Genomic DNA, 20409 nt, shown 5'->3' with positions numbered 1-20409 from the left:
GATGATGCGATTAGCGCGAAGTGTACCAGTTTTACAGGCCTAACGCCTCTTTCAGGCTTTTCAGATAGCGACGACTCACCGGCACGGTCTGCCCGGCACGCAGCAGCAGCTTCGCCTGGCCGTTGTCTTCCAGACGAATTTCCTTCAGATGCGACATATTCACCAGATGCTGGCGGTGGCAACGCAGCAGCGGCGTACGGTTTTCAAGCGTGCGTAGCGTCAGCTCGGTGAAGCCTTCTTTACCTTCACTATCAGTGACGTACACCCCGCTCATCCTGCTGCTGACGAAGGCCACGTCCTCCATCTGCAGCAGCCATATGCGGCTGTGCCCGGTGCAGGGAATAAACTTCAGCGCCTGCTGGCTTTCGCCAAACACCGATAAATCCTGCTGCTGGCGATGCATCTCCTGTCGCAGACGGCTCAGGGTTTTCTCCAGCCGATATTCCTCTATGGGCTTGAGTAGATAGTCGAACGCGTGTTCCTCAAAGGCCTTCACCGCATACTCATCAAAGGCCGTGAGAAAGACCACCCACGGGCGATGTTCCGGATCCAGCATGCCGACCATCTCAAGGCCGCTGATACGCGGCATCTGAATATCAAGGAACACCACGTCAGGACGCAGGCGATGTACCGCGCCAATGCCCTCTACGGCGTTGTCACATTCGCCCACGATGTCGATATCCGTTTGCTTCTCCAGCAGAATGCGCAAATTTTCCCGCGCCAGCGGCTCATCATCAACAATCAGCACTTTCAGCACGCTTTTTCCTCCATGGGCAATCGCAGAGTGATACGGGTAAAGCACTCCGGCTCGCAGGTGATCGTCATACCGCATTCATCGCCAAAGCGCGCCCGCAGCCGTTTATCCACCAGGTTCATACCCAGCCCGCTGGCCTGCGGGTCAGGCTGATACAATCCGGCATTGTCTTCAATCTCAAGCTGCAACCAGCGCTGATTCAGACTTGCCCGAAGGGTTATTACACCGACGCCAAGATGCTGCGAGGTACCATGCTTGATGGCGTTTTCAACAATCGGCTGGAGCGTGAACGCCGGAAGCTGATGCTGGGTTAATGCAGACGGCACGTTGAGATGCACCTGCAATTTTTCCTGAAAGCGCGCCTTCTCAATTTGCAGATAGGCGTTCACGTGCTCAATTTCATCGGCCAGAGTCACGACTTCTGAAGGCCGCTTCAGGTTCTTGCGAAAGAAGGTCGAAAGGTACTGCACCAGTTGCCCCGCCTGCTCGCTGTCGCGGCGAATCACGGCTTTCAGCGTATTCAGCGCGTTAAACAGGAAATGGGGATTGACCTGCGCATGCAGCAGCTTGATTTCCGACTGCGTCAGCAGCGCTTTTTGCCGTTCATACTGTCCGGCGAGGATTTGCGCCGACAGCAGCTGAGCGATGCCTTCGCCCAGGGTGCGGTTAATGGAACTGAACAGGCGGTTTTTGGCTTCATAGAGTTTAATGGTGCCAATCACGCGCTGATTTTCGCCACGTAAAGGAATAACCAGCGTCGAGCCCAGTTTGCAATTCGGGTGAATAGAACAACGATACGGCACCTCGTTGCCGTCGGCGTAGACCACTTCCCCGCTGTCAATGGCTTTTTGCGTATAGCGCGAAGAAATTGGCTTGCCGGGGAGATGGTGATCGTCACCGATCCCGGTGAAGGCCAACAGCCTGTCGCGATCGGTGATGGCAACCGCGCCGATATCCAGCTCCTGAATCAGCACCTGCGCTACCCGCATGCTGTTTTCTTCGTTAAAGCCCTGGCGCAGGATCCCCTCCGTTGAGGCCGCGACCTTCAGCGCCGTGGCCGAAAACGCCGAGGTGTATTTCTCAAACATCGCCCGCTTGTCGAGGAGGATACGCATAAACAGCGCCGCGCCAACGGTGTTGGTCACCATCATTGGCGCGGCAATGCTTTGCACCAGATGCAGCGCGTCGTTAAACGGGCGAGCAATCAGCAATATAATGACCATCTGCACCATTTCGGCAACAAAGGTGATAGCCCCGGCGGTGAACGGGTTGAAGACTTTGTCACTGCGCCCGCGGCGAATTAATACACTGTGGACCAGGCCGCCGAGCAGCCCTTCCACAATGGTTGACACCATGCAACTTAGCGCGGTCATGCCGCCCATTGAATAACGATGTAAACCGCCGGTTAGCCCGACAAGCCCGCCGACAACAGGACCGCCGAGCAGGCCGCCCATCACCGCGCCAATTGCGCGGGTGTTGGCGATAGAGTCTTCGATATGCAGGCCGAAATAGGTTCCCATAATGCAGAAGATGGAGAAGGTGACGTAGCACAGCAGCTTATGCGGCAGACGGACTGTGACCTGCATTAAGGGAATGAAGAGACGCGTTTTGCTCATCAACCAGGCAATAACCAGAAACACGCACATCTGCTGAAGCAGCAGCAACACCAGATTAAACTCGTACATAACCGCAGACCACATAGCCGATAACAGCGCGTAACATACAGGTTACCGCCCGGCGTTTCCTTGACGACCCGGGCAAAACGCAAAATCTCTGCCTGCGATCACACTTTTTCCCGATCTGCAGCCGCTTTTCTGAACAAAAAACGATCACATTTTCCTGGTTCGGCGAACAGCGTCTACAGTTATGATGGGGATGCGCGAGCTGAGGTGATACATGGCGCTTTACACAATAGGTGAAGTGGCTCTGCTGTGTGATATTAATCCGGTAACGCTGCGTGCCTGGCAGCGGCGTTACGACCTGTTAAAGCCCCAGCGCACCGACGGCGGACACCGTCTGTTCAATGACGATGACATCGACAGGATCCGCGAAATTAAACGCTGGATAGACACCGGCGTTCAGGTCAGCAAAGTCAAAACCCTGCTCAGTGAGGCCACTGCCGAACAGCAAAGCGGTTGGCGGGAGCATCAGGAAACGCTGCTGCATTTTCTCCAGGGCGGCAACCTGAACCGATTACGATTGTGGATCAAAGAACGCGGCCGCGATTATCCTGCTCAAACGCTGGTAACCCATCTGTTTATCCCACTTCGCTTACGCTTACAAAGTTCTCAACCCACCCTGCAGGCGCTGCTCAGCGTTCTCGACGGCGTGCTCATCAACTACATTTCCGTGTGCATGGCTTCGGCGCGAAAGCGTCAGGGCCGCGATGCGCTGGTTGTCGGCTGGAACATTACGGATACCACGAGGCTGTGGCTTGAAGGCTGGGTGGCCTGCGAACAGGGATGGCGCGTCGACGTGCTGGCCCACTCGCTACAGCAGCTTCGTCCTGAGCTGTTTGACGGCCAAACCCTTCTGGTGTGGTGCGGAGACACCTCGACCGTCGGACAACAGGAGCAGCTCAGGCAGTGGCGCGATCAGGGGCTAAACGTGCTGCATCTGGGAAATTAGGGGTTCATTAACAAGCGTGCTTCACCGTATAATCACCCGATTAACACAAGGAGCACATAATGAAACCTGCCAAACTGGCTGTGATCACCCTTTTCGTCCTGATGGCCATCGGCGGCATTAGCGGCGTGATGCTCGCGGGCTACTCCTTTATCGTCCGCGGTGGTGTCGGCTGAGAAAGCCCGCCAGGCGCTCGAATGCGCGATCGACCAGAATCGCCGCCAGCGCCACCAGCACGGCCCCCTGAATCACATACGCCGTATTAAATCCGCTCAGGCCGATGATGATCGGCGTGCCGAGCGTGTTGGCACCCACGGTGGAAGCGATAGTCGCCGTACCAATGTTCACAATAGCCGATGTACGGATCCCGGCGATCATCACCGGTGCCGCCAGCGGTAATTCAACCTTCAGCAGCCGCTGCCAGCCGTTCATCCCCATCCCCTGCGCCACGCTCACAACGCCGGACGGCACTGAGGCCAGCCCGGCCAGCGTGCCCTGTAATACCGGCAGGACGCCATAGAGAATCAGCGCGATAATCGCCGGTTCACGACCAAAGCCCATCACCGGCACGGCAATCGCCAACACCGCCACGGGCGGAAACGTCTGCCCCATTGCGGCAATGGTTTCCACCAGCCCACGAAATTCGCGCCCCGCCGGACGCGTGACCGCAATGCCCGCCCCGACGCCAATCACCGTGGCAATCAGGCTTGATACGCCCACCAGCCAGAAATGCGCCAGCGTCAGCGACCAGAAGCTCTGCTGCTGATAGAGCGGACGAGGCAACTCCGGGAACAGCGTGCTGAACAGCGGCCCGCTGTAGGGCATCAGCGTCAGCAGGGCGATAAACAGCAGCCCAAGCCAGATCAGGGGATCACGCACGATCTTCACCGGCAGCCTCCCCCCGCAACAGATCGGCAAAATGCAGCGTTCCACAGGGCGTGCCATCATCATTGATAACGGGCAATGCCTCGCTGCGGCGAGCCACAAACTGCGACAACGCTTCGCGCAGAGACATCGATGCGTGCAATGGTTCGCCAGCAATCTGCTCCTGAATACGCACATAATCCCCCACGCCGCGCAGCGTTAGCAGGCGCACGCCCAGCTCACTGCGGCCAAAAAACTCGCGGACAAAATCGTTTACCGGCGAGGTCAGCATCGACAGGGACGTGCCCTGCTGTACGACTTCGCCGTTATCCATCAGCACCAGATGGTCGGCCAGTCGCAGCGCTTCGTCGATATCGTGCGTCACCAGTACAATGGTTCTCCCGAGCAGCTGATGGATACGCCCCATCTCCTGCTGGAGCGCACCGCGCGTAACAGGGTCGAGCGCGCCGAAAGGTTCGTCCATCAACAGAACTTCCGGATCGGCCGCCAGCGCCCTTGCCACGCCCACACGCTGTTGCTGACCGCCAGAAAGCTGATGCGGCAGACGATCGCGCATCGAGGTATCCAGCCCCAGCAGGGCCATCAGCTCATCGATACGATCGTTGATGCGCGCCTTCGTCCACTTCTGCAGCTGCGGCACGGTGGCAATGTTCTGCGCCACCGTCCAGTGCGGGAACAGGCCGATGGACTGAATGGCGTACCCCATCCGGCGTCGCAGCGCCAGCACCGGCTGCTGGCGAATATCTTCCCCGGCAAACAGTATGGTCCCGCTGTCGTGCTCCTCCAGACGATTAATCATCTTCAGGGTGGTGGATTTTCCGGAACCGGAAGTGCCAATCAGCACGGAAAATGCGCCTTCCTGCAAATGCAGATCGAGGTTTTTCACCGCCGCTTTGCCGTCAAAAATTTTACTGACCTGCTGAAATTCAATCATGGGCCTCTCCTCCCAGTAAGGCTATCCACAGACTGAACAGCGCATCCACCACCACCGCCAGCGCAATCACCGGGATCACCCCGAGCAGTACTAAATCCAGCGCGCTGCTGAGCAGCCCCTGGAATACCAGCGCACCAAAACCACCTGCGCCAATCAGCGCCGCCACCACTGCCATCCCGACAGTCTGCACCGTCACTACCCGCAGGCTGCGCAGCAGCACCGGCAGTGCGAGCGGCAGCTGAACTTTCCAGAAGCGCTGAGTTGGGCTCATGCCCATCGCAGCGGCGCTTTCCATAACATCGGCGGCAACCTGCTGCATGCCCGCAACGACGCCGCGCACCAGCGGCAACAGCGCATACAGCACCAGGGCTATCAGCGCAGGCGTGAGCCCGGTGCCGCCAATCCCCAGAGATGAGAGCCCCGGAAAATGTTTTACCAGCCCCGCGAGCGGCGCAATCAGCAGGCCGAATAGCGCCACAGAGGGAATGGTCTGAATGATGTTGAGCACGGTAAACACGCGGGTTTGTCGCGGCGGGTATCGCCAGCACCAGAGTCCCAGCGGCACACCGATGAGCAGGCCGGGCAGCAGCGTGCCGAACAGCAGAAAAAGGTGCTGCGTGAGCGCGCTGTCAAACACGTCCTGGCGGTTGAAGTACTCCTTCATCAGCGACAGCGAATCCAGCTCGCCGGACCACAGCAGCACGACCGGCAGGATCCAGATCTGCGCATTCAGCAGCCAGCGCCACGAAGTGCGTGCCGTCAGACGACGGATAGCATCGCTGCAAATCAGCAGGGCTATCGCCAGCCATAGCCACAGGCCGCTTCCCGGCGACGTGCGCGCCAGAGGACTGCCAGTCTGCGCGAGAAAGGTTGCCGCTTTACCGCTGCTCCAAAGCAGCGCAATAAACAGGCTCTGCGCCATTATCAGCGTGATGACCAGCGCGCCGCGGCCGGGCAACAGGCTAAGGCCTGCAAAGCACAGCGGTATGAGCAGTAACAATGCAGGGGGAAAGGTCCAGATTTGCCACAGCTGGCGGCTTTCGCCAGAGACCAGCCGGTTAGGCGCGTAATTCACAAACGGCAGAACGGCTGCCGCCAGTGCAATCAGCACCAACAGCAGCAGCACACGATTTTGACAGGAGATTCGCACGAAATTACTTCACCAGCCCCTGTTGTTTCAGCCAGTCGGCGGCCACTTTCTTCGCATCCAGCCCTTCTACCGCAATGCTGGCATTCAGTTTTTGCAGCGTTTTTTCATCGAGTTTTTCAAAGACCGGCTTCAGCCATTCCGGCAGCTGCGGATACGCTTTCAGCACCGCCTCGCGTACAACGGGCGTTGGGGCATAAATCGGCTGTACACCTTTCGGGTCAGTCAGTGTTTGCAGGCCGAGTGCCGCCACCGGGCCGTCAGTGCCGTAGGCCATCGCCGCATTCACCCCGGACGTTTGCTGCGCCGCCGCCTTAATCGTTACGGCAGTATCACCGCCCGCCAGCGACAGCAGCTGTGCCTGGTCGAGTTTGAAGTCATAGGCTTTTTCAAAGGCAGGCAGCGCATCAGCGCGCTCAATAAATTCAGCCGAAGCCGCGAGTTTAAAGGTGCCGCCTTTTTTCAGATAGGCGCCAAGATCGGCCAGCGACGTCAGCTTGTTCTTTTCCGCCAGGTCCTGACGCACCGCGATGGTCCAGGTGTTGTTCGCCGGGGCTGGCGTCAGCCATACCAGTTTGTTCTTTTCGGCGTCGAGTTTTTTCACTTTCTCGTAGCCCTGCGCGGCGTTTTTCCACGCCGGGTCGTTTTCGTCTTTAAAGAAAAACGCGCCGTTGCCGGTGTATTCCGGGTAAATATCCAGCTCGCCGGAGGTGATTGCCCCACGCACCACAGGCGTGGTACCAAGCTGCACTTTGTTCACGGTTTTTACGCCATGGCTGTCCAGCACCTGCAAAATGATGTTGCCGAGCAGTGCCCCTTCGGTATCAATTTTCGAGCCTACTTTTACCGGCTCGGCGGCCTGAGCGGTAGCCGCCAGCAGCAGCGCCCCCGCAATACTCCACGCTTTCATCGTCATTCTTATTCCTCTCGAGTCTGTATTTTCAGGGCGTTAGAGTAAAAAGATAGTCCAGGAATGGAGATTCCGAAATCTCAAAAGCGGAATTAGAAAGTGACTTTTAAGCGAAGCAGCAAACGGCAGGCACAAAAAAGGCCGCATAAGCGGCCTTAAGATGAAAAGCAAAACTTACTTTAACTCGAACTCGCCCTGCTTCACGCGGGCGGAATCGACGCCGATAAAGACGTTAAATTTGCCCGGCTCGGCAGCGTACTTCATCTGCTGATTCCAGAACTTCAGCGCGTCAACGTCAATCGGGAAGCTAACGGTGCGGGTTTCGCCTGGCTTCAGGGTTACTTTCTCAAAGCCGCGAAGCTGTTTTACCGGGCGGCTCATTGAGGCGGTTACGTCCTGGATGTACATCTGCATCACGGTCGCGCCTTCGCGTTTACCGGTGTTGGTCACCTCCACGCTGGCGGTGACCTTGCCACCCTGCTTCAGAGCTGGCGACGACATTTTGACGTCAGACACGCTGAAGGTGGTGTAGCTCAGACCGTAACCGAACGGATAAAGCGGGCCGTTAGCTTCATCGAAGTAACGGGAGGTGTACTTGTTCGGCTTATCGGCGTTGTACGGACGACCCGTGTTCAGGTGGCTGTAGTAGGTTGGAATCTGGCCCACGGAGCGCGGGAAGGACATCGGCAGCTTGCCTGACGGGTTGTAGTCGCCAAACAGCACATCGGCAATGGCGTTGCCGCCTTCGGTACCCGCAAACCAGGTTTCCAGAATGGCGTCAGCCTGCTGATCTTCCTGCACCAGGGTCAGCGGGCGCCCGTTCATCAGCACCAGCACCAGCGGTTTGCCGGTCGCTTTCAGCGCAGCAATCAAATCTTTCTGGCTCTGCGGGAGGCTGATTTCAGTGCGGCTCGAGGCCTCATGCGCCATGCCCTGCGCTTCGCCCACTACAGCAACGACAACGTCAGACTGCTTCGCCGCCGTCACCGCTTCATCGATCATCGCCTGCGGCGAACGTGGGTCCACCTTCACCGCTTCTTCATACTGATTGAGGAAGGTGACGATGTCTTTGTCGTTGGTGACGTTGGCACCTTTGGCGTAAATCACTTTCGCGTTGTCGCCAACCGCAGATTTGATACCGTCCAGCACAGGTACAGACTGAGCGGCAACGCCTGCCGCAGACCAGCTGCCCATCACGTCACGCTGGCTGTCGGCCAGCGGGCCAACCACGGCGATAGTGCCTGATTTTTTCAGCGGCAGCGTCTCAAGGCGGTTTTTCAGCAGCACCAGGCTTTCACGTGCAACTTCACGCGCATCCTGACGATGCAAACGACTTTCGGCGTTGGTGTCCTGCGGATCGGACTCTTTTGGCCCCAGATGGCTGTACGGATCGTTGAACAGTCCCATGTCGTATTTGACGTTCAGCACGTGGCGCGTGGCGTCGTCGAGCTCAGCCATCGTCACTTTGCCGCTCTTGATCAGGTCCGGCAGGTATTTGCTGTAGTACTCATCGCTCATGCTCATGTCGATGCCAGCTTTGACTGCCACGCGAACCGCGTCCGCCGGATCGGATGCCGTGCCGTGCTTAATCAGCTCTTTGATTGCGCCGTGATCGGAAATAGTGATGCCCTTAAAGCCCCACTCTTTGCGCAGCACGTCTTTCAGCAGCCACGAATCGGATGTCGCTGGCGTGCCGTTCAGGGAGTTCAGCGCCACCATCACGCCGCCGCTGCCTGCATCGAGGCCCGCTTTGTACGGTGGCATATAGTCGTTGAACAGCCGCTGCGGGCTCATGTCGACGGTGTTGTACTCTTTGCCGCCTTCCACTGCGCCATAAGCCGCGTAGTGCTTGACGCTGGTCATGACGGAATAGCGCTCCGCCGGGCTTTTGCCCTGCATCGCTTCGACCATGGTTTTGCCCATCATCGAGGTGAGATAAGTGTCTTCGCCAAAGCCTTCGGAAGCACGGCCCCATCGCGGATCGCGCGAGACGTCGACCATCGGGGCCCAGGTCATGTTCAGGCCATCGTCGGCGGCTTCATACGCGGAAATACGACCGACGGTGCGCACCGCATCGAGGTTGAATGAGGACGCCAGACCAAGGCTAATCGGGAACACCGTGCGCTGGCCGTGGACCACGTCATAGGCGAAGAAGAGAGGAATTTTCAGGCGGCTGAGTTGCATCACCTGATCCTGCATGGCGCGAATATCCTGGCGGGTCACGGTGTTGAAAATGGCCCCCACCTGCCCGTCTTTGATCATTTCGCGAATGGCTTCTTTCGGGTTATCCGGGCCGACGCTTATCAGGCGCAGCTGGCCGATTTTTTCATCGACGGTCATTTTCTTCAGCAGACCGGTGACAAACGCATCGCGCGCCTGCGGCGTGAGCGGATGGTTGCCGAACATCTCATCGGCCATCGCCGGTTGCAGCGCAAGGCTGACGGCAACACCTACAGAACAAAGCCATTTCATCTTATATTCACTCTCTCAACGGGCCGGGTATCTCGGCAAAAGCGTGCCAAAAACAGCAGTTTGCCATAAGCCTGCACAGCCTGCATGTATAAAGCTGAGGTGTTACTCCGAATTTTCACCCAATTCCTGCACACTCATCGCCGACAAAGCGCTATCCTTGTGTCACAAAAAAAGCGCCTCACCACACTTTCCGTATCACAAGGAGTGAGAAGATGTCTTCCACAACAACAAACGATAACCCCGCTTTTCTGGCTGAGCTGACCCGCCTCGTCGGCCATTCACACCTGCTGACCGACCCGGCGAAAACCGCCCGCTATCGCAAAGGCTTCCGCTCCGGTCATGGCGATGCCCTCGCCGTCGTCTTTCCTGGCACGCTGCTGGAACTGTGGCGCGTCCTGAGCGCCTGCGTGCAGGCCGACAAAATCATTCTGATGCAGGCGGCCAACACCGGGCTGACCGAAGGCTCCACGCCAAGCGGCAACGATTACGACCGCCAGATTGTGATTATCAGCACCCTGCGCCTCGACAAGCTGCATCTGCTCGACAACGGCCAGCAGGTGCTGGCATTCCCGGGCACCACGCTCTATTCGCTGGAAAAGGCACTTAAACCCTTCGGACGCGAGCCGCACTCGGTGATCGGTTCGTCGTGCATTGGCGCGTCGGTGATCGGCGGGATCTGCAACAACTCCGGCGGTTCGCTGGTGCAGCGCGGTCCGGCCTATACGGAAATGTCGCTGTTTGCCCGCATAACAGAGGACGGCAAACTTCAGTTGGTGAACCATCTGGGCATCGCGCTTGGCGAAACGCCGGAGCAGATCCTCAGCAAGCTTGATGACGATCGTGTCAAAGACAGTGATGTAAAACATGATGGCCGCCACGCCCACGATCACGATTACGTCACCCGCGTGCGTGACGTGGATGCAGACACCCCGGCGCGCTATAACGCCGACCCGGAACGTTTGTTTGAATCTTCCGGCTGCGCCGGGAAGCTCGCCGTATTTGCCGTCCGTCTCGACACCTTTGAAGCCGAAAAGCGCCAGCAGGTGTTTTACATCGGCACCAATCAGCCGGGCGTGCTGACGGAAATTCGTCGCCATATGCTGGCAAACTTCACCAACCTGCCGGTGGCTGGCGAGTACATGCACCGTGACATCTACGACATCGCCGAGCAGTACGGTAAAGATACCTTCCTGATGATCGACAAGCTCGGCACCGACAAAATGCCGTTCTTCTTCACCATGAAAGGCCGCACCGACGCGATGCTTGAGAAAGTGCCTCTGTTCAAACCGCACTTCACCGACCGCTTTATGCAGAAGCTCGGCCACGCCTTCCCGGCGCACCTGCCGGAGCGCATGAAAAGTTACCGTAACCAGTACGAGCATCATTTAATGCTGAAGATGGCCGGAGACGGCATCGACGAGGCGCAAACATGGCTCGCTGAGTACTTTAAGGATGCAGAAGGTGCATTTTTCGCCTGTACGCCGGAAGAAGGCAGCAAAGCGTTTCTCCATCGTTTCGCGGCGGCTGGCGCGGCCATTCGCTATCAGGCGGTGCATTCCGACGAAGTGGAAGACATTCTGGCGCTGGATATCGCCCTGCGACGCAACGACAGCGAATGGTTTGAAGAACTGCCGCCGGAGATTGCCAGCCAGCTGACGCACAAGCTCTATTACGGCCACTTTATGTGTCACGTCTTCCATCAGGATTACATCGTGAAGAAAGGTGTGGATGTCCATGCGCTGAAGGAGCAGATGCTGGCCCTGCTGCGCGAGCGTGGCGCCCAGTATCCTGCCGAACACAACGTGGGCCATCTTTATGAGGCTGCTGAGAGTTTAAAACAGTTTTATCGTGAAAATGACCCGACCAACAGCATGAACCCCGGCATTGGCAAAACCAGTAAGCAGAAATATTGGGGAGAAGCGACGAAGCCCGAAGATGCTGATGGCGTAACCGAAGCAAAAGCCCACCTGAATTAAGGGGGAGGAGTGTAATGCTGTTTAACTCCGATTACAGTAGGCACAAACGGTCAGAGAAACGTTTCTCTGGCCTGGCCGAGTGAGGAGTTAACATCATGTCAGCGGTTGATGTGTTTTATGGCGCAGAAGTCGAAATCCGTGAAGCAAATCCGGACGATGCGGAAGCAATATCCGCCCTCTATGCCTGGCATGTGTTAAACGGCCGCGCCTCCTTTGAGGAGGTGCCGCCCACCGTGGACGAAATGCGCGAACGCATGCAGCTCGTCGAAAAGCAGGGCCTGCCCTGGCTCGTTGCGCTGTACCGCGGCATTATCGTCGGCTACACCTACGCCAACCTCTATCGTCCCCGTCCGGCCTATCGCTACACCATTGAAGAGTCGATTTACGTCGATGCCAGCATGACCGGACGCGGCGTCGGCAGCTCGCTGATGACACGGTTGATTGAGCTGTGCGAAAAAGGCCCGTGGCGGCAGATGGTGGCGGTGATTGGCGACGGAAATAACAATTCAGGCTCTCTGCGTTTGCACAAAAAGCACGGTTTTGAAGTCGCCGGACAGCTGCGCAGCGTCGGTTACAAGCTGGGTGACTGGCGGGATACGTTGATTGTGCAGCGCCCGCTGAACGATGGCGACTGGACGCTGCCGGAGTAGTTTTACATTGCCCGGCAACACTAAGTTTGCCGGGCAACCAACCTTAATCTTCCTGGGTTGCAACCTTCTCATTCAGGATGGCGTTCGCCACCTGCGCTTCTTTCTGCTTCTTGTAGCTCAGCGCCGCGGGCGGCACCGGCATCACTTTGCCGGTTTCAACCCAGGTACGCAGGCGGCTGGCATCCGCAAAGTGGGTGTATTTGCCGAAAGCATCCATCACCACCATCGCCACCGGGCGGTTGTTCATCACCGTACGCATTACCAGACAGTGGCCTGCGGCGTTAGTAAACCCGGTTTTGGTCAGCTGAATATTCCAGTTGTCGCGGTACACCAGATGGTTGGTGTTGCGGAACGGCAGCGTGTAGTTCGGGCTGCTGAAGGTTGCCATGTCTTCTTTGGTGGTGCTCAGCTGGCCGATCAGAGGGTACTGTTTAGTGGCAATAAGCAGCTTTGTCAGGTCACGCGCGGTTGATACGTTATGAATCGACAGGCCCGTTGGTTCCACGTAGCGGGTGTGCGTCATACCCAGTGATTTGGCCTTCGCATTCATCGCGCGAATAAACGCGTCATACCCGCCCGGATAGTGGTGCGCGAGGCTCGCTGCCGCGCGATTCTCCGAGGACATCAGCGCCAGCAGCAGCATATTTTTACGGCTGATGTGGCTGTTCAGGCGCACGCGGGAGTAGATGCCTTTCATCTCCGGCGTCTGGCTGATGTCCACGCTCAGCATTTCATCGAGCGGCAGATGGGCGTCCAGCACGACCATGGCGGTCATCAGCTTGGTGATCGACGCAATCGGGCGCACCAGATCCGGTTCGCTGGCGTAGATCACTTTGTTGGTGTTCAGATCGACAATCATGGCGCTGCCAGAAGCAATTTCAGGCTGAGAAGCAGCGACGGCGGGGGCGGTTTTGGCGCTCACCTGCGGGGCAAAAGGCACTGCAAGCATCAGCGCAAGGCTGAGCAGAGAAACTCGGAATTTAGGCATCGTGGAGAGTCTGGTAATTATTTATGCAAGTTATGATGTCATGGGAATAGATTTGCCCATCGACAAACGCGAATCCCGGCATCATACCGCGTCAGAGCTTTCCCGTGCCACTCCATAATCGTGAATAAATGCTGCATAACTGGCGCCGAATCATCAGCGCCAGCTATGGTTCAAAGTCAGAACAGGCGATAGCCATATCCCCACAGCACCACCGTTAACGCCAGCAACACTTCAAGCACCAGCACCCCGATGGCGAGCGTCGAACTGGCGAAGCTCATCCCCTCTTCCCGGTTAATGCCAAGGAAGGTCGGAATGCCGATATAGAGCAGGTAGCCGGTGTAGCAAAGCGCCACCGCGCCCACCAGCACGCACAGCCAGACCAGAGGATACAGCGCCACGATCCCGCTCAAGAATATAGGCGTTGCGACATAGCCCGCGAATACCATGCAGCGCTTAAGCGATGGTCTCTGCGGATAGTTTCGCGCCATCCACCAGATAACGCGCCCCATCACGGCGACCCCGGCCAGCATCAGCGCATAGAACAGCACCGCCAACGCAAACCCGGTAAACAGCGAGAGTTTGACGGTCGTGCCGTCGCCAAAATTCCAGCCAAGCTGAGTGGTGCCGATAAAGGCGCAGACCACCGGCACGGCGGCCATCGCCAGAACATGATGGGTATAGTGATGCGAAACGGATTCGTTTTCGCTCTGGATAACATGCATTTCACGATCGGGATGGGAGAACAATCCCCAGACATGATTCATAAAGCCCCCTCTTCACGGCTTCGTACAGCACCGTTTAAGTATAATGCAGTCTGGCGATTATATTTTGACCACCCTGAAAATAGCGTTGCCTCTGAGTCCGTGGCCTGGTGATTGCGGTTCAGAGGTGTATGCTTAAGGGATTGCACTTTCAGGGAGACGGTAAAACCTGTATGGATATCAATAGTCTGATTAGTCACTATGGCTACGCCGCACTGATTGTGGGCGCGATGGCGGAAGGCGAAACGGTGACGCTGCTTGGCGGCGTGGCGGCCCACCAGGGGCTCCTGCGCTTCTGGCTGGTGGTGGCGTCCGTGGCGCTCGGCGGCATGATTGGCGATCAGATGCTCTATCTGCTTGGCCGCCATTTTGGTGGTCGTCTGCTGAAGCGCTTTTCACGCCATCAGAAAAAAATCGATAAGGCACAGCGGCTGATTCAGAACCACCCTTATCTGTTCGTTATCGGCACGCGTTTTATGTACGGCTTCCGGGTCATTGGCCCGGTGCTGATTGGCGCGAGCCGACTGCCGCCGAAAATCTTTCTGCCGTTGAACATTCTCGGCGCGCTGGTCTGGGCCATCATCTTTACGACGCTTGGCTATCTCGGCGGCGAAGTGATTGGCCCGTGGCTGCATCAGCTCGATCAGCACCTCAAGCACTGGGCATGGCTGATTATCGTGGTGGCTGCAGTGATTGGCGTACGGGTGTGGTTCTGGCGTAAGGACAGAAAGGCGCAGTAGCTGCGCCCTGCTTTATGCCTGTTTCTCATTCAAAAATTGCGGATTGACCAGCATAAAGCCGCCATCGATTATCATCGACTGCCCGGTGACGTAAGAGGCGTCATCGGAACAGAGCCACGCCACCATCCCGGCAATCTCTTCGGTTTTCCCCGGCCTTGCTATGGGAATATTGGGCATAGAGCCGGGCTGCACGTCATCATCCTGCAAATTATTCATTGCCGTCGCAATCGCACCCGGCGCGACCGAATTCACCAGAATGTTGTGCGGCACAAGTTCGAGCGCCAGCGATTTGGTCAGCCCACCCAGCGCATGTTTGGCGGCGGTGTAAGCGCTGGCCTGCGGCAGCGGCGTGTGCTCATGCACCGAGGTGATGTTGATGATGCGCCCGCCCTCGCCCTGCGCAATCATATGCCGTGCCGCAATTTGCGAGCAAAGCAGCGCGCCTTCCACATCGACGCAAAACGTCTTCCGCCAGTCGTCGAGCGTCACATCCAACACCGATGCTTTGGTCATGCGTCCGGCGTTGTTAACCAGCACATCAATGCGTCCCAGGTGCTGAATCAGCACCTCCAGCGCCTCAGTGCCTTCGGGTAGATGGCTTAAATCGAGCTGAATGGCCTGCGCCTGGCAGCCCAGAGAGGTGAGTTCCCGTACGGTCTGGCGCGCGCCCTCTTCGTCCGAGTGCCAGGTTACACCCAGCGAAAACCCTTTCCGCGCAAGCTGGATGGCACACTGCTTGCCAATGCCGGAATCCGAAGCGGTCACGACCGCCACTTTTGTGGTCATAAAAAAAACCTCCTGGCGTTAACTCAGGAGGTAAGTATAGGAAAGGCTGCGTGGAGAGGATTATTTTCCGCTGGAGTGGTAGCCGCCACCGAGTGCGGAGGTCAGCTGAATGCTGGCATCCACATACTGGCCCTGAAGGCGCAGCGAGCCAATCTGCTCCTGCAACGCAGGCAGTTTTGCCAGGCTTACCTGCGAACCGGACAGGATCCCCGCCGCCAGACGTGCCTGAGCCTGCTGAACGACACGCTCGGAGTCTTTGATAACCTGCTGCTGTTGCTGATTTTTCTCCATCAGTGTTTCCACCTGGCTTGCGGTTTTCGCCACCTGATTGACCGCATCCACCACCGCTTTGTTGTAATTCGCCACGGAAAGATCGCGCTGCGCATCAGCAATGTCGAGATTCGCGTTCAGACGACCGCTGTCGAAAATCGGCAGCGTCAGGCCCGCCGTGATCCCCATCTGGTTGGCAGAATGACGGAACAAGTCGCTCAGGTGCAGGGCATCCTGTTGCAGGAAGGCCATCAGGTTGATGTCCGGGTAGAATGCGGCTTTAGCGGCTTCAACTTCACTCATCGAGGACTGTATGTACCAGTTTGCTTCCTGCAAATCAGGACGGCGCGCCAGCAAGTCGTAGCCGAGTGAAGCAGGCATCTGCGTTTTCACCGCCGGTAACGCCACCGGGTGCAGCGACAGTTTGCTGCTCTGGCGGTTGGTCAGCGCCATCAGACGGGCCTCGATCTCCTTCATGTTGCCCGCCACTTCGGTCAACTGCTGATCGGTTTTGGAAACGTTAATGTCGTTTTCTGCCCCTTCCACGGAAGAGGTGATCCCGCGCGTATACAGCGCTTTGTCGACGGAGATGATGCTGTTCTGTTCGGCTTTCACCTGTTCAAGCACCTGCTTGATGCTCGCTTCGGTCTGCCACTGCCAGTAGAGACGCGCCACGCTGCTCGCCAGCACCTGCTGCGTCTGTGCCAGCTCCGCCGCACGTGCTTTTACGGTACCGATACGGGCCTGTACCAGCGCACGGTTTTTGCCCCAAAGATCGAGGTCCCAGCCCGCCGTCAGCCCGAAGGTACCGTTGGTGTACCACGGACCCGTGTTGTCGCCCTCGTCGGTGGCAAATGGCCCCATCAGGCCTTCAGCGGACATTTTCTGCCGTTCAACGTTCGCACCAAAATCAACTTCCGGGCCAAGCTCGGACTGCGCCATGCGCGCCTGGGCTTCGGCCAGTTTGATGCGCTGCTGCGCAACCTGCATATCGGGCGCATTGCTCAGCGCGCTGGCCATCAACTGATTCAGCTGCGGGTCGTGATAATCCAGCCACCACTGGCTCTGCGGCCAGCCGTTTTGCAGCGCAGTCGGGAGGGAATTATCCACCTGTGAAGCAGGTAATTGCTGTTTTAAAGGCGCGCCCGTGTCATGTGACGGCGCACAGCCAGCCAGTACAGCAGCCAGCGGCAAACTGAGCATTGCAGCAACAATAGCAGTACGTTTCATATCGCAAGTCTGTTTTCGGAAAGGACGCGCATTTTATGACGAAAATGCAGGATACGTTTAGGAAAGCGTGGCACAGGCCAGAAGGCAAGTGTCAGACCTGTCCCGTTATGCTTCTTCATAATATTTACACAAATAATTAAATGCGCGTTTCCATTCATAATAAAAATATTTTCCGTCTTATCACTCGTATAATCAGCAGGCCAGTGAAGGCACAAATCAGGAGGAGTTATGACGCAGAATATTTATGACGACCCGCAATTTTTTGCCGGTTACGCCACCCTCGACAGGTCAGTGAAAGGGCTGGACGGCGCGCCAGAATGGCCCGCGCTTCAACAAATGCTGCCTGAAATTCAGGGTAAACAGATTATTGATTTAGGCTGCGGCTACGGCTGGTTTTGCCGCTGGGCACAGCAGCAGGGCGCGGCTCACGTGCTGGGGCTCGACGTTTCAGAAAAGATGCTGGCGCGTGCACGGGAGATGACCCCGGGGACAGAAATCAACTATCAACTAGCCGACCTTGAAACACTTGCGCTTGAACCTGCAAGCCTCGATCTCGCCTACAGCTCGCTGGCGCTGCACTACCTGCAAAACATCGACGGCCTGTTCACCACTCTGTTCCAGGCCTTAAAGCCTGGCGGCAAACTGGTATTCTCGGCGGAGCACCCTATTTTCACCGCCGTTGCTAAGCAAGGCTGGTTTATCGAGCAGGACGGGCAGAAAAGCTGGCCGGTGTCCGGTTATCAGCAGGAGGGCGAGCGCCTCAGCAACTGGTTTGCCGAAGGCGTGAAAAAACAGCATCGCAAGCTCGCGACCTGGATAAACGCGCTGATTGCCGCGGGCTTTGTGATTGAGCATCTCGACGAATGGGGGCCGGATGCGGCGCAAATCGCTGCCAACCCGGTGCTCAGCGAAGAGAAAGAGCGTCCAATGCTCTTTCTTTTAAGCGCGCGTAAACCAGGCTAACGCTTCTCGCTGGGGTGACGCTGAGCATAGTGCTCAATAGCTTGCGCGATGGAAGCGGAATCCTGCAAGGTGCGGATAGTCGTGAACAAGGTTGTGGCTTCGTCGTACTCTTTGCGCAGGTAGCCCAACCACTGTTTGATGCGCGCCACGTGGTACAGGCCTGTGTCGCCCTGCTTTTCCAGGCGACTGTATTTGCGCAGCAGTTCGGTAACCTCATCCCACGGCATACGTGGCTCGTTGTATTTCACCACGCGGCTGAGGTTAGGAATGTTTAGCGCTCCCCGGCCAATCATCACTGAATCGCAGCCCGTGGCGGCCATGCAGGCCTGGGCGCTTTGCCAGTCCCAGATTTCGCCATTGGCGATGACCGGGATCGACAGCCGCTGGCGAATGTCGCCGATGGCCTGCCAGTCAATTCTGTCGGCCTTGTAGCCGTCATCTTTCGTGCGCCCGTGCACCACCAGCTCGGTGGCTCCGGCCTGCTGCACGGCGTCGGCGATTTCAAACTGACGGTCGCTGCTGTCCCAGCCGAGTCGCACTTTCACCGTTACCGGCAAATGCGCAGGCACCGCCTCGCGCATGGCTTTCGCGCCGCGATAGATCAAATCCGGATCCTTTAACAGCGTCGCCCCGCCACCGCTGCCGTTCACCACTTTCGACGGGCAGCCGCAGTTGAGGTCAACCCCCCAGGAGCCAAGCTCTACCGCGCGGGCAGCATTTTCCGCCAGCCACTGCGGATGCTGGCCCAGCAGCTGGACGCGCACCAGCGTACCCGATGCAGTCCGGCTCTCATTTAGCAGCTCCGGACACAGGCGATGGAAGGATTTCACCGGCAGCAGCTGATCCACCACCCGCAGAAATTCGGTGATGCAGAGATCGTAATCATTCACCTCGGTGAGCAGGCCGCGAACCAGTGAATCGAGCACGCCTTCCATCGGCGCCAGCAGAACACGCATATCAGTATCCGGAGAAAAAAGAGGCGCTATGGTAGCGTTGTTGTCGCCCGGTTTGAAGCCCCCTGTGTACTACACTGAAAGCCATAGATTTCTGGCGCTTTTTGGCCGATTGTCCAACGTGCCTTAAGGGAATATTTTGTATGCTCAGAATTCATGATGTGACCGGTAGCACATTACAGGCTTTAATTGTATGATGAATGCGTTTCATCAAGGGCGAGAACCATGAGCAAAACACTCAACATCATCTGGCAATATCTGCGGGCTTTCGGCCTGATTTACGCCTGCCTCTACGCCGGTATATTTATCGCGTCGCTGCTCCCCATCACCATTCCTGGCAGCATCATTGGCATGCTTATTCTGTTTGTGCTGCTGGCGCTGCAAATCCTGCCTGCAAAATGGGTAAACCCCGGTTGCTATGTGTTGATTCGCTATATGGCACTACTTTTCGTGCCAATTGGCGTCGGGGTGATGCAGTACTTTGATCTCCTGCGGGCACAGTTTGGCCCGGTGGTGGTGTCCTGTGCAGTCAGCACCCTTGTGGTGCTGTTAGTGGTCAGCTGGAGTTCGCACATCGTCCACGGTGAACGCAAAGTGGTCGGTCAGAAAAAAGGTGAGCAAAAATGATGCATTATATCTGGTGGTCTCTGCCGTTGACTCTCGCCGTCTTTTTTGCCGCCCGTAAGCTCGCTGCCCGCTTTAAAATACCTCTGCTGAACCCGCTGCTGGTGGCCATGGTGGTCATCATTCCGTTTCTTCTGCTGACCGGTATTCCTTACGATCACTACTTCAAGGGCAGTAAAATTCTCAACGACCTGCTGCAGCCTGCGGTGGTGGCGCTGGCGTATCCGTTGTATGAACAGCTGCACCAGATCCGCGCCCGCTGGAAATCAATCATCACCATCTGCTTTGTCGGCAGCGTGGTAGCCATGATTACGGGGACCACGGTTGCGCTGCTGATGGGTGCCACGCCTGAAATCGCCGCGTCCGTTTTACCGAAATCAGTCACGACGCCCATTGCGATGGCCGTGGGCGGCAGCATCGGCGGCATTCCTGCTATCAGTGCTGTCTGCGTGATTTTCGTGGGTATTCTTGGCGCGGTGTTTGGCCATACGCTGCTGAATCTTATGCGTATCGACACCAAAGCTGCGCGGGGTCTGGCAATGGGAACGGCCTCACATGCTCTGGGAACTTCGCGCTGCGCAGAACTGGACTATCAGGAGGGGGCATTCAGCTCACTGGCGCTGGTTATCTGCGGGATCATCACCTCCCTTCTGGCTCCGTTCCTGTTCCCGGTGATTCTGGCAGTGGTTGGATAACGAGACGCATCACACAAAAAAGATATGATTTTCATGAGTTGCATAA

General features: G+C 57.2%; 20 protein-coding genes. 8 read left to right on the top strand and 12 right to left on the bottom strand.

Features of this window, described 5'->3' with window-relative positions:
* Nucleotides 1-31: 31 nt before the first annotated feature.
* Complete coding sequence (btsR, locus tag CRO87_RS05210) at nt 32-757, bottom strand: two-component system response regulator BtsR (RefSeq protein ID WP_097161869.1); 726 nt, start codon at nt 755-757, stop codon at nt 32-34.
* Entirely contained in the window at nt 751-2439 is a 1689-nt protein-coding gene (locus CRO87_RS05205) for a sensor histidine kinase (protein WP_097161868.1), read from the bottom strand. Before CRO87_RS05205 ends, btsR begins: the two co-directional genes overlap by 7 nt.
* Before the next feature lie 211 nt (nt 2440-2650).
* On the opposite strand from CRO87_RS05205, the gene mlrA reads away from it, so the two are divergent.
* Nucleotides 2651-3382, top strand: a complete 732-nt coding sequence (gene mlrA, locus CRO87_RS05200; protein WP_097161867.1) for an HTH-type transcriptional regulator MlrA — start codon at nt 2651-2653, stop codon at nt 3380-3382.
* Between the two features lie 59 nt (nt 3383-3441).
* Nucleotides 3442-3555, top strand: coding sequence for a protein YohO (locus CRO87_RS05195; protein ID WP_097161866.1), 114 nt, complete (start codon nt 3442-3444; stop codon nt 3553-3555).
* Here the strand turns inward: CRO87_RS05195 and CRO87_RS05190 are convergent.
* From CRO87_RS05190 to bglX, 5 genes are all read right to left on the bottom strand, one after another.
* Nucleotides 3530-4267: an ABC transporter permease gene (locus CRO87_RS05190; protein WP_097161865.1), complete on the bottom strand. Its 738-nt coding sequence runs from the start codon at nt 4265-4267 to the stop codon at nt 3530-3532. The two genes, CRO87_RS05195 and CRO87_RS05190, sit on opposite strands and share 26 nt — an antisense overlap.
* Nucleotides 4251-5198 (bottom strand): ABC transporter ATP-binding protein, encoded by a 948-nt coding sequence (locus CRO87_RS05185; RefSeq protein WP_097161864.1) that lies wholly within the window; start codon nt 5196-5198, stop codon nt 4251-4253. Before CRO87_RS05185 ends, CRO87_RS05190 begins: the two co-directional genes overlap by 17 nt.
* On the bottom strand, nt 5191-6348 hold the full coding sequence (locus CRO87_RS05180; RefSeq protein WP_097161863.1) for an ABC transporter permease: 1158 nt from the start codon (nt 6346-6348) through the stop codon (nt 5191-5193). Before CRO87_RS05180 ends, CRO87_RS05185 begins: the two co-directional genes overlap by 8 nt.
* A 4-nt stretch (nt 6349-6352) precedes the next feature.
* On the bottom strand, nt 6353-7261 hold the full coding sequence (locus CRO87_RS05175) for an ABC transporter substrate-binding protein (RefSeq protein ID WP_097161862.1): 909 nt from the start codon (nt 7259-7261) through the stop codon (nt 6353-6355).
* Nucleotides 7262-7429: 168 nt separating this feature from the next.
* A complete protein-coding gene (gene bglX / locus CRO87_RS05170; protein ID WP_097161861.1) occupies nt 7430-9727 on the bottom strand; it encodes a beta-glucosidase BglX in 2298 nt (765 codons plus the stop codon).
* A gap of 212 nt (nt 9728-9939) precedes the next feature.
* Here bglX and dld point away from each other — a divergent pair, with 212 nt between their 5' ends.
* Nucleotides 9940-11703, top strand: a complete 1764-nt coding sequence (gene dld, locus CRO87_RS05165) for a D-lactate dehydrogenase (protein WP_097161860.1) — start codon at nt 9940-9942, stop codon at nt 11701-11703.
* A gap of 95 nt (nt 11704-11798) precedes the next feature.
* Entirely contained in the window at nt 11799-12353 is a 555-nt protein-coding gene (locus tag CRO87_RS05160; RefSeq protein WP_097161859.1) for a GNAT family N-acetyltransferase, read from the top strand.
* Nucleotides 12354-12396: 43 nt separating this feature from the next.
* Here CRO87_RS05160 and pbpG read toward each other — a convergent pair whose 3' ends face one another.
* On the bottom strand, nt 12397-13341 hold the full coding sequence (gene pbpG, locus CRO87_RS05155) for a D-alanyl-D-alanine endopeptidase (RefSeq protein WP_097161858.1): 945 nt from the start codon (nt 13339-13341) through the stop codon (nt 12397-12399).
* 176 nt (nt 13342-13517) lie between these two features.
* Nucleotides 13518-14105, bottom strand: a complete 588-nt coding sequence (locus CRO87_RS05150; RefSeq protein WP_097161857.1) for a Yip1 family protein — start codon at nt 14103-14105, stop codon at nt 13518-13520.
* Nucleotides 14106-14275: 170 nt separating this feature from the next.
* Here CRO87_RS05150 and CRO87_RS05145 point away from each other — a divergent pair, with 170 nt between their 5' ends.
* Nucleotides 14276-14842, top strand: a complete 567-nt coding sequence (locus CRO87_RS05145; RefSeq protein WP_097161856.1) for a DedA family protein — start codon at nt 14276-14278, stop codon at nt 14840-14842.
* 12 nt (nt 14843-14854) lie between these two features.
* Here CRO87_RS05145 and CRO87_RS05140 read toward each other — a convergent pair whose 3' ends face one another.
* Both CRO87_RS05140 and mdtQ read right to left on the bottom strand, forming a co-directional pair.
* Complete coding sequence (locus CRO87_RS05140; protein ID WP_097161855.1) at nt 14855-15628, bottom strand: SDR family oxidoreductase; 774 nt, start codon at nt 15626-15628, stop codon at nt 14855-14857.
* A gap of 60 nt (nt 15629-15688) precedes the next feature.
* The gene (mdtQ, locus tag CRO87_RS05135; protein ID WP_097161854.1) at nt 15689-17128 is read right to left on the bottom strand and encodes a multidrug resistance outer membrane protein MdtQ; all 1440 of its coding nucleotides are present in this window, start codon (nt 17126-17128) and stop codon (nt 15689-15691) included.
* A 228-nt stretch (nt 17129-17356) separates the two neighbouring features.
* Here mdtQ and CRO87_RS05130 point away from each other — a divergent pair, with 228 nt between their 5' ends.
* The gene (locus CRO87_RS05130; RefSeq protein ID WP_097161853.1) at nt 17357-18091 is read left to right on the top strand and encodes a class I SAM-dependent methyltransferase; all 735 of its coding nucleotides are present in this window, start codon (nt 17357-17359) and stop codon (nt 18089-18091) included.
* On the opposite strand, the gene dusC is transcribed toward CRO87_RS05130, so the two are convergent.
* On the bottom strand, nt 18088-19047 hold the full coding sequence (dusC, locus tag CRO87_RS05125; RefSeq protein WP_097161852.1) for a tRNA dihydrouridine(16) synthase DusC: 960 nt from the start codon (nt 19045-19047) through the stop codon (nt 18088-18090). The genes CRO87_RS05130 and dusC overlap by 4 nt on opposite strands.
* Nucleotides 19048-19269: 222 nt before the next feature.
* Between dusC and CRO87_RS05120 the strand changes: the two genes are divergently transcribed.
* Complete coding sequence (locus CRO87_RS05120; RefSeq protein WP_097161851.1) at nt 19270-19671, top strand: CidA/LrgA family protein; 402 nt, start codon at nt 19270-19272, stop codon at nt 19669-19671.
* Complete coding sequence (locus CRO87_RS05115) at nt 19668-20363, top strand: CidB/LrgB family autolysis modulator (protein WP_097161850.1); 696 nt, start codon at nt 19668-19670, stop codon at nt 20361-20363. Before CRO87_RS05120 ends, CRO87_RS05115 begins: the two co-directional genes overlap by 4 nt.
* Nucleotides 20364-20409 lie beyond the last annotated feature (46 nt).

This window comes from Enterobacter sp. CC120223-11, assembly GCF_900215375.1.
GTDB lineage: Bacteria > Pseudomonadota > Gammaproteobacteria > Enterobacterales > Enterobacteriaceae > Scandinavium.
This window is presented reverse-complemented; position numbering and strand designations above follow the sequence as displayed.

What these genes read in the sequence shown, in the direction of transcription:
- CRO87_RS05145 (WP_097161856.1), top strand. Translation starts at nt 14,276, where the DNA reads ATGGATATCAATAGTCTGATTAGTCACTATGGCTACGCCGCACTGATT.
- CRO87_RS05160 (WP_097161859.1), top strand. Translation starts at nt 11,799, where the DNA reads ATGTCAGCGGTTGATGTGTTTTATGGCGCAGAAGTCGAAATCCGTGAA.
- CRO87_RS05175 (WP_097161862.1), bottom strand. Translation starts at nt 7,261, where the DNA reads ATGACGATGAAAGCGTGGAGTATTGCGGGGGCGCTGCTGCTGGCGGCT.
- CRO87_RS05195 (WP_097161866.1), top strand. Translation starts at nt 3,442, where the DNA reads ATGAAACCTGCCAAACTGGCTGTGATCACCCTTTTCGTCCTGATGGCC.
- CRO87_RS05130 (WP_097161853.1), top strand. Translation starts at nt 17,357, where the DNA reads ATGACGCAGAATATTTATGACGACCCGCAATTTTTTGCCGGTTACGCC.
- mdtQ (WP_097161854.1), bottom strand. Translation starts at nt 17,128, where the DNA reads ATGAAACGTACTGCTATTGTTGCTGCAATGCTCAGTTTGCCGCTGGCT.
- bglX (WP_097161861.1), bottom strand. Translation starts at nt 9,727, where the DNA reads ATGAAATGGCTTTGTTCTGTAGGTGTTGCCGTCAGCCTTGCGCTGCAA.
- CRO87_RS05115 (WP_097161850.1), top strand. Translation starts at nt 19,668, where the DNA reads ATGATGCATTATATCTGGTGGTCTCTGCCGTTGACTCTCGCCGTCTTT.
- CRO87_RS05120 (WP_097161851.1), top strand. Translation starts at nt 19,270, where the DNA reads ATGAGCAAAACACTCAACATCATCTGGCAATATCTGCGGGCTTTCGGC.
- dld (WP_097161860.1), top strand. Translation starts at nt 9,940, where the DNA reads ATGTCTTCCACAACAACAAACGATAACCCCGCTTTTCTGGCTGAGCTG.
- pbpG (WP_097161858.1), bottom strand. Translation starts at nt 13,341, where the DNA reads ATGCCTAAATTCCGAGTTTCTCTGCTCAGCCTTGCGCTGATGCTTGCA.
- CRO87_RS05205 (WP_097161868.1), bottom strand. Translation starts at nt 2,439, where the DNA reads ATGTACGAGTTTAATCTGGTGTTGCTGCTGCTTCAGCAGATGTGCGTG.
- CRO87_RS05185 (WP_097161864.1), bottom strand. Translation starts at nt 5,198, where the DNA reads ATGATTGAATTTCAGCAGGTCAGTAAAATTTTTGACGGCAAAGCGGCG.
- CRO87_RS05150 (WP_097161857.1), bottom strand. Translation starts at nt 14,105, where the DNA reads ATGAATCATGTCTGGGGATTGTTCTCCCATCCCGATCGTGAAATGCAT.
- mlrA (WP_097161867.1), top strand. Translation starts at nt 2,651, where the DNA reads ATGGCGCTTTACACAATAGGTGAAGTGGCTCTGCTGTGTGATATTAAT.
- dusC (WP_097161852.1), bottom strand. Translation starts at nt 19,047, where the DNA reads ATGCGTGTTCTGCTGGCGCCGATGGAAGGCGTGCTCGATTCACTGGTT.
- CRO87_RS05140 (WP_097161855.1), bottom strand. Translation starts at nt 15,628, where the DNA reads ATGACCACAAAAGTGGCGGTCGTGACCGCTTCGGATTCCGGCATTGGC.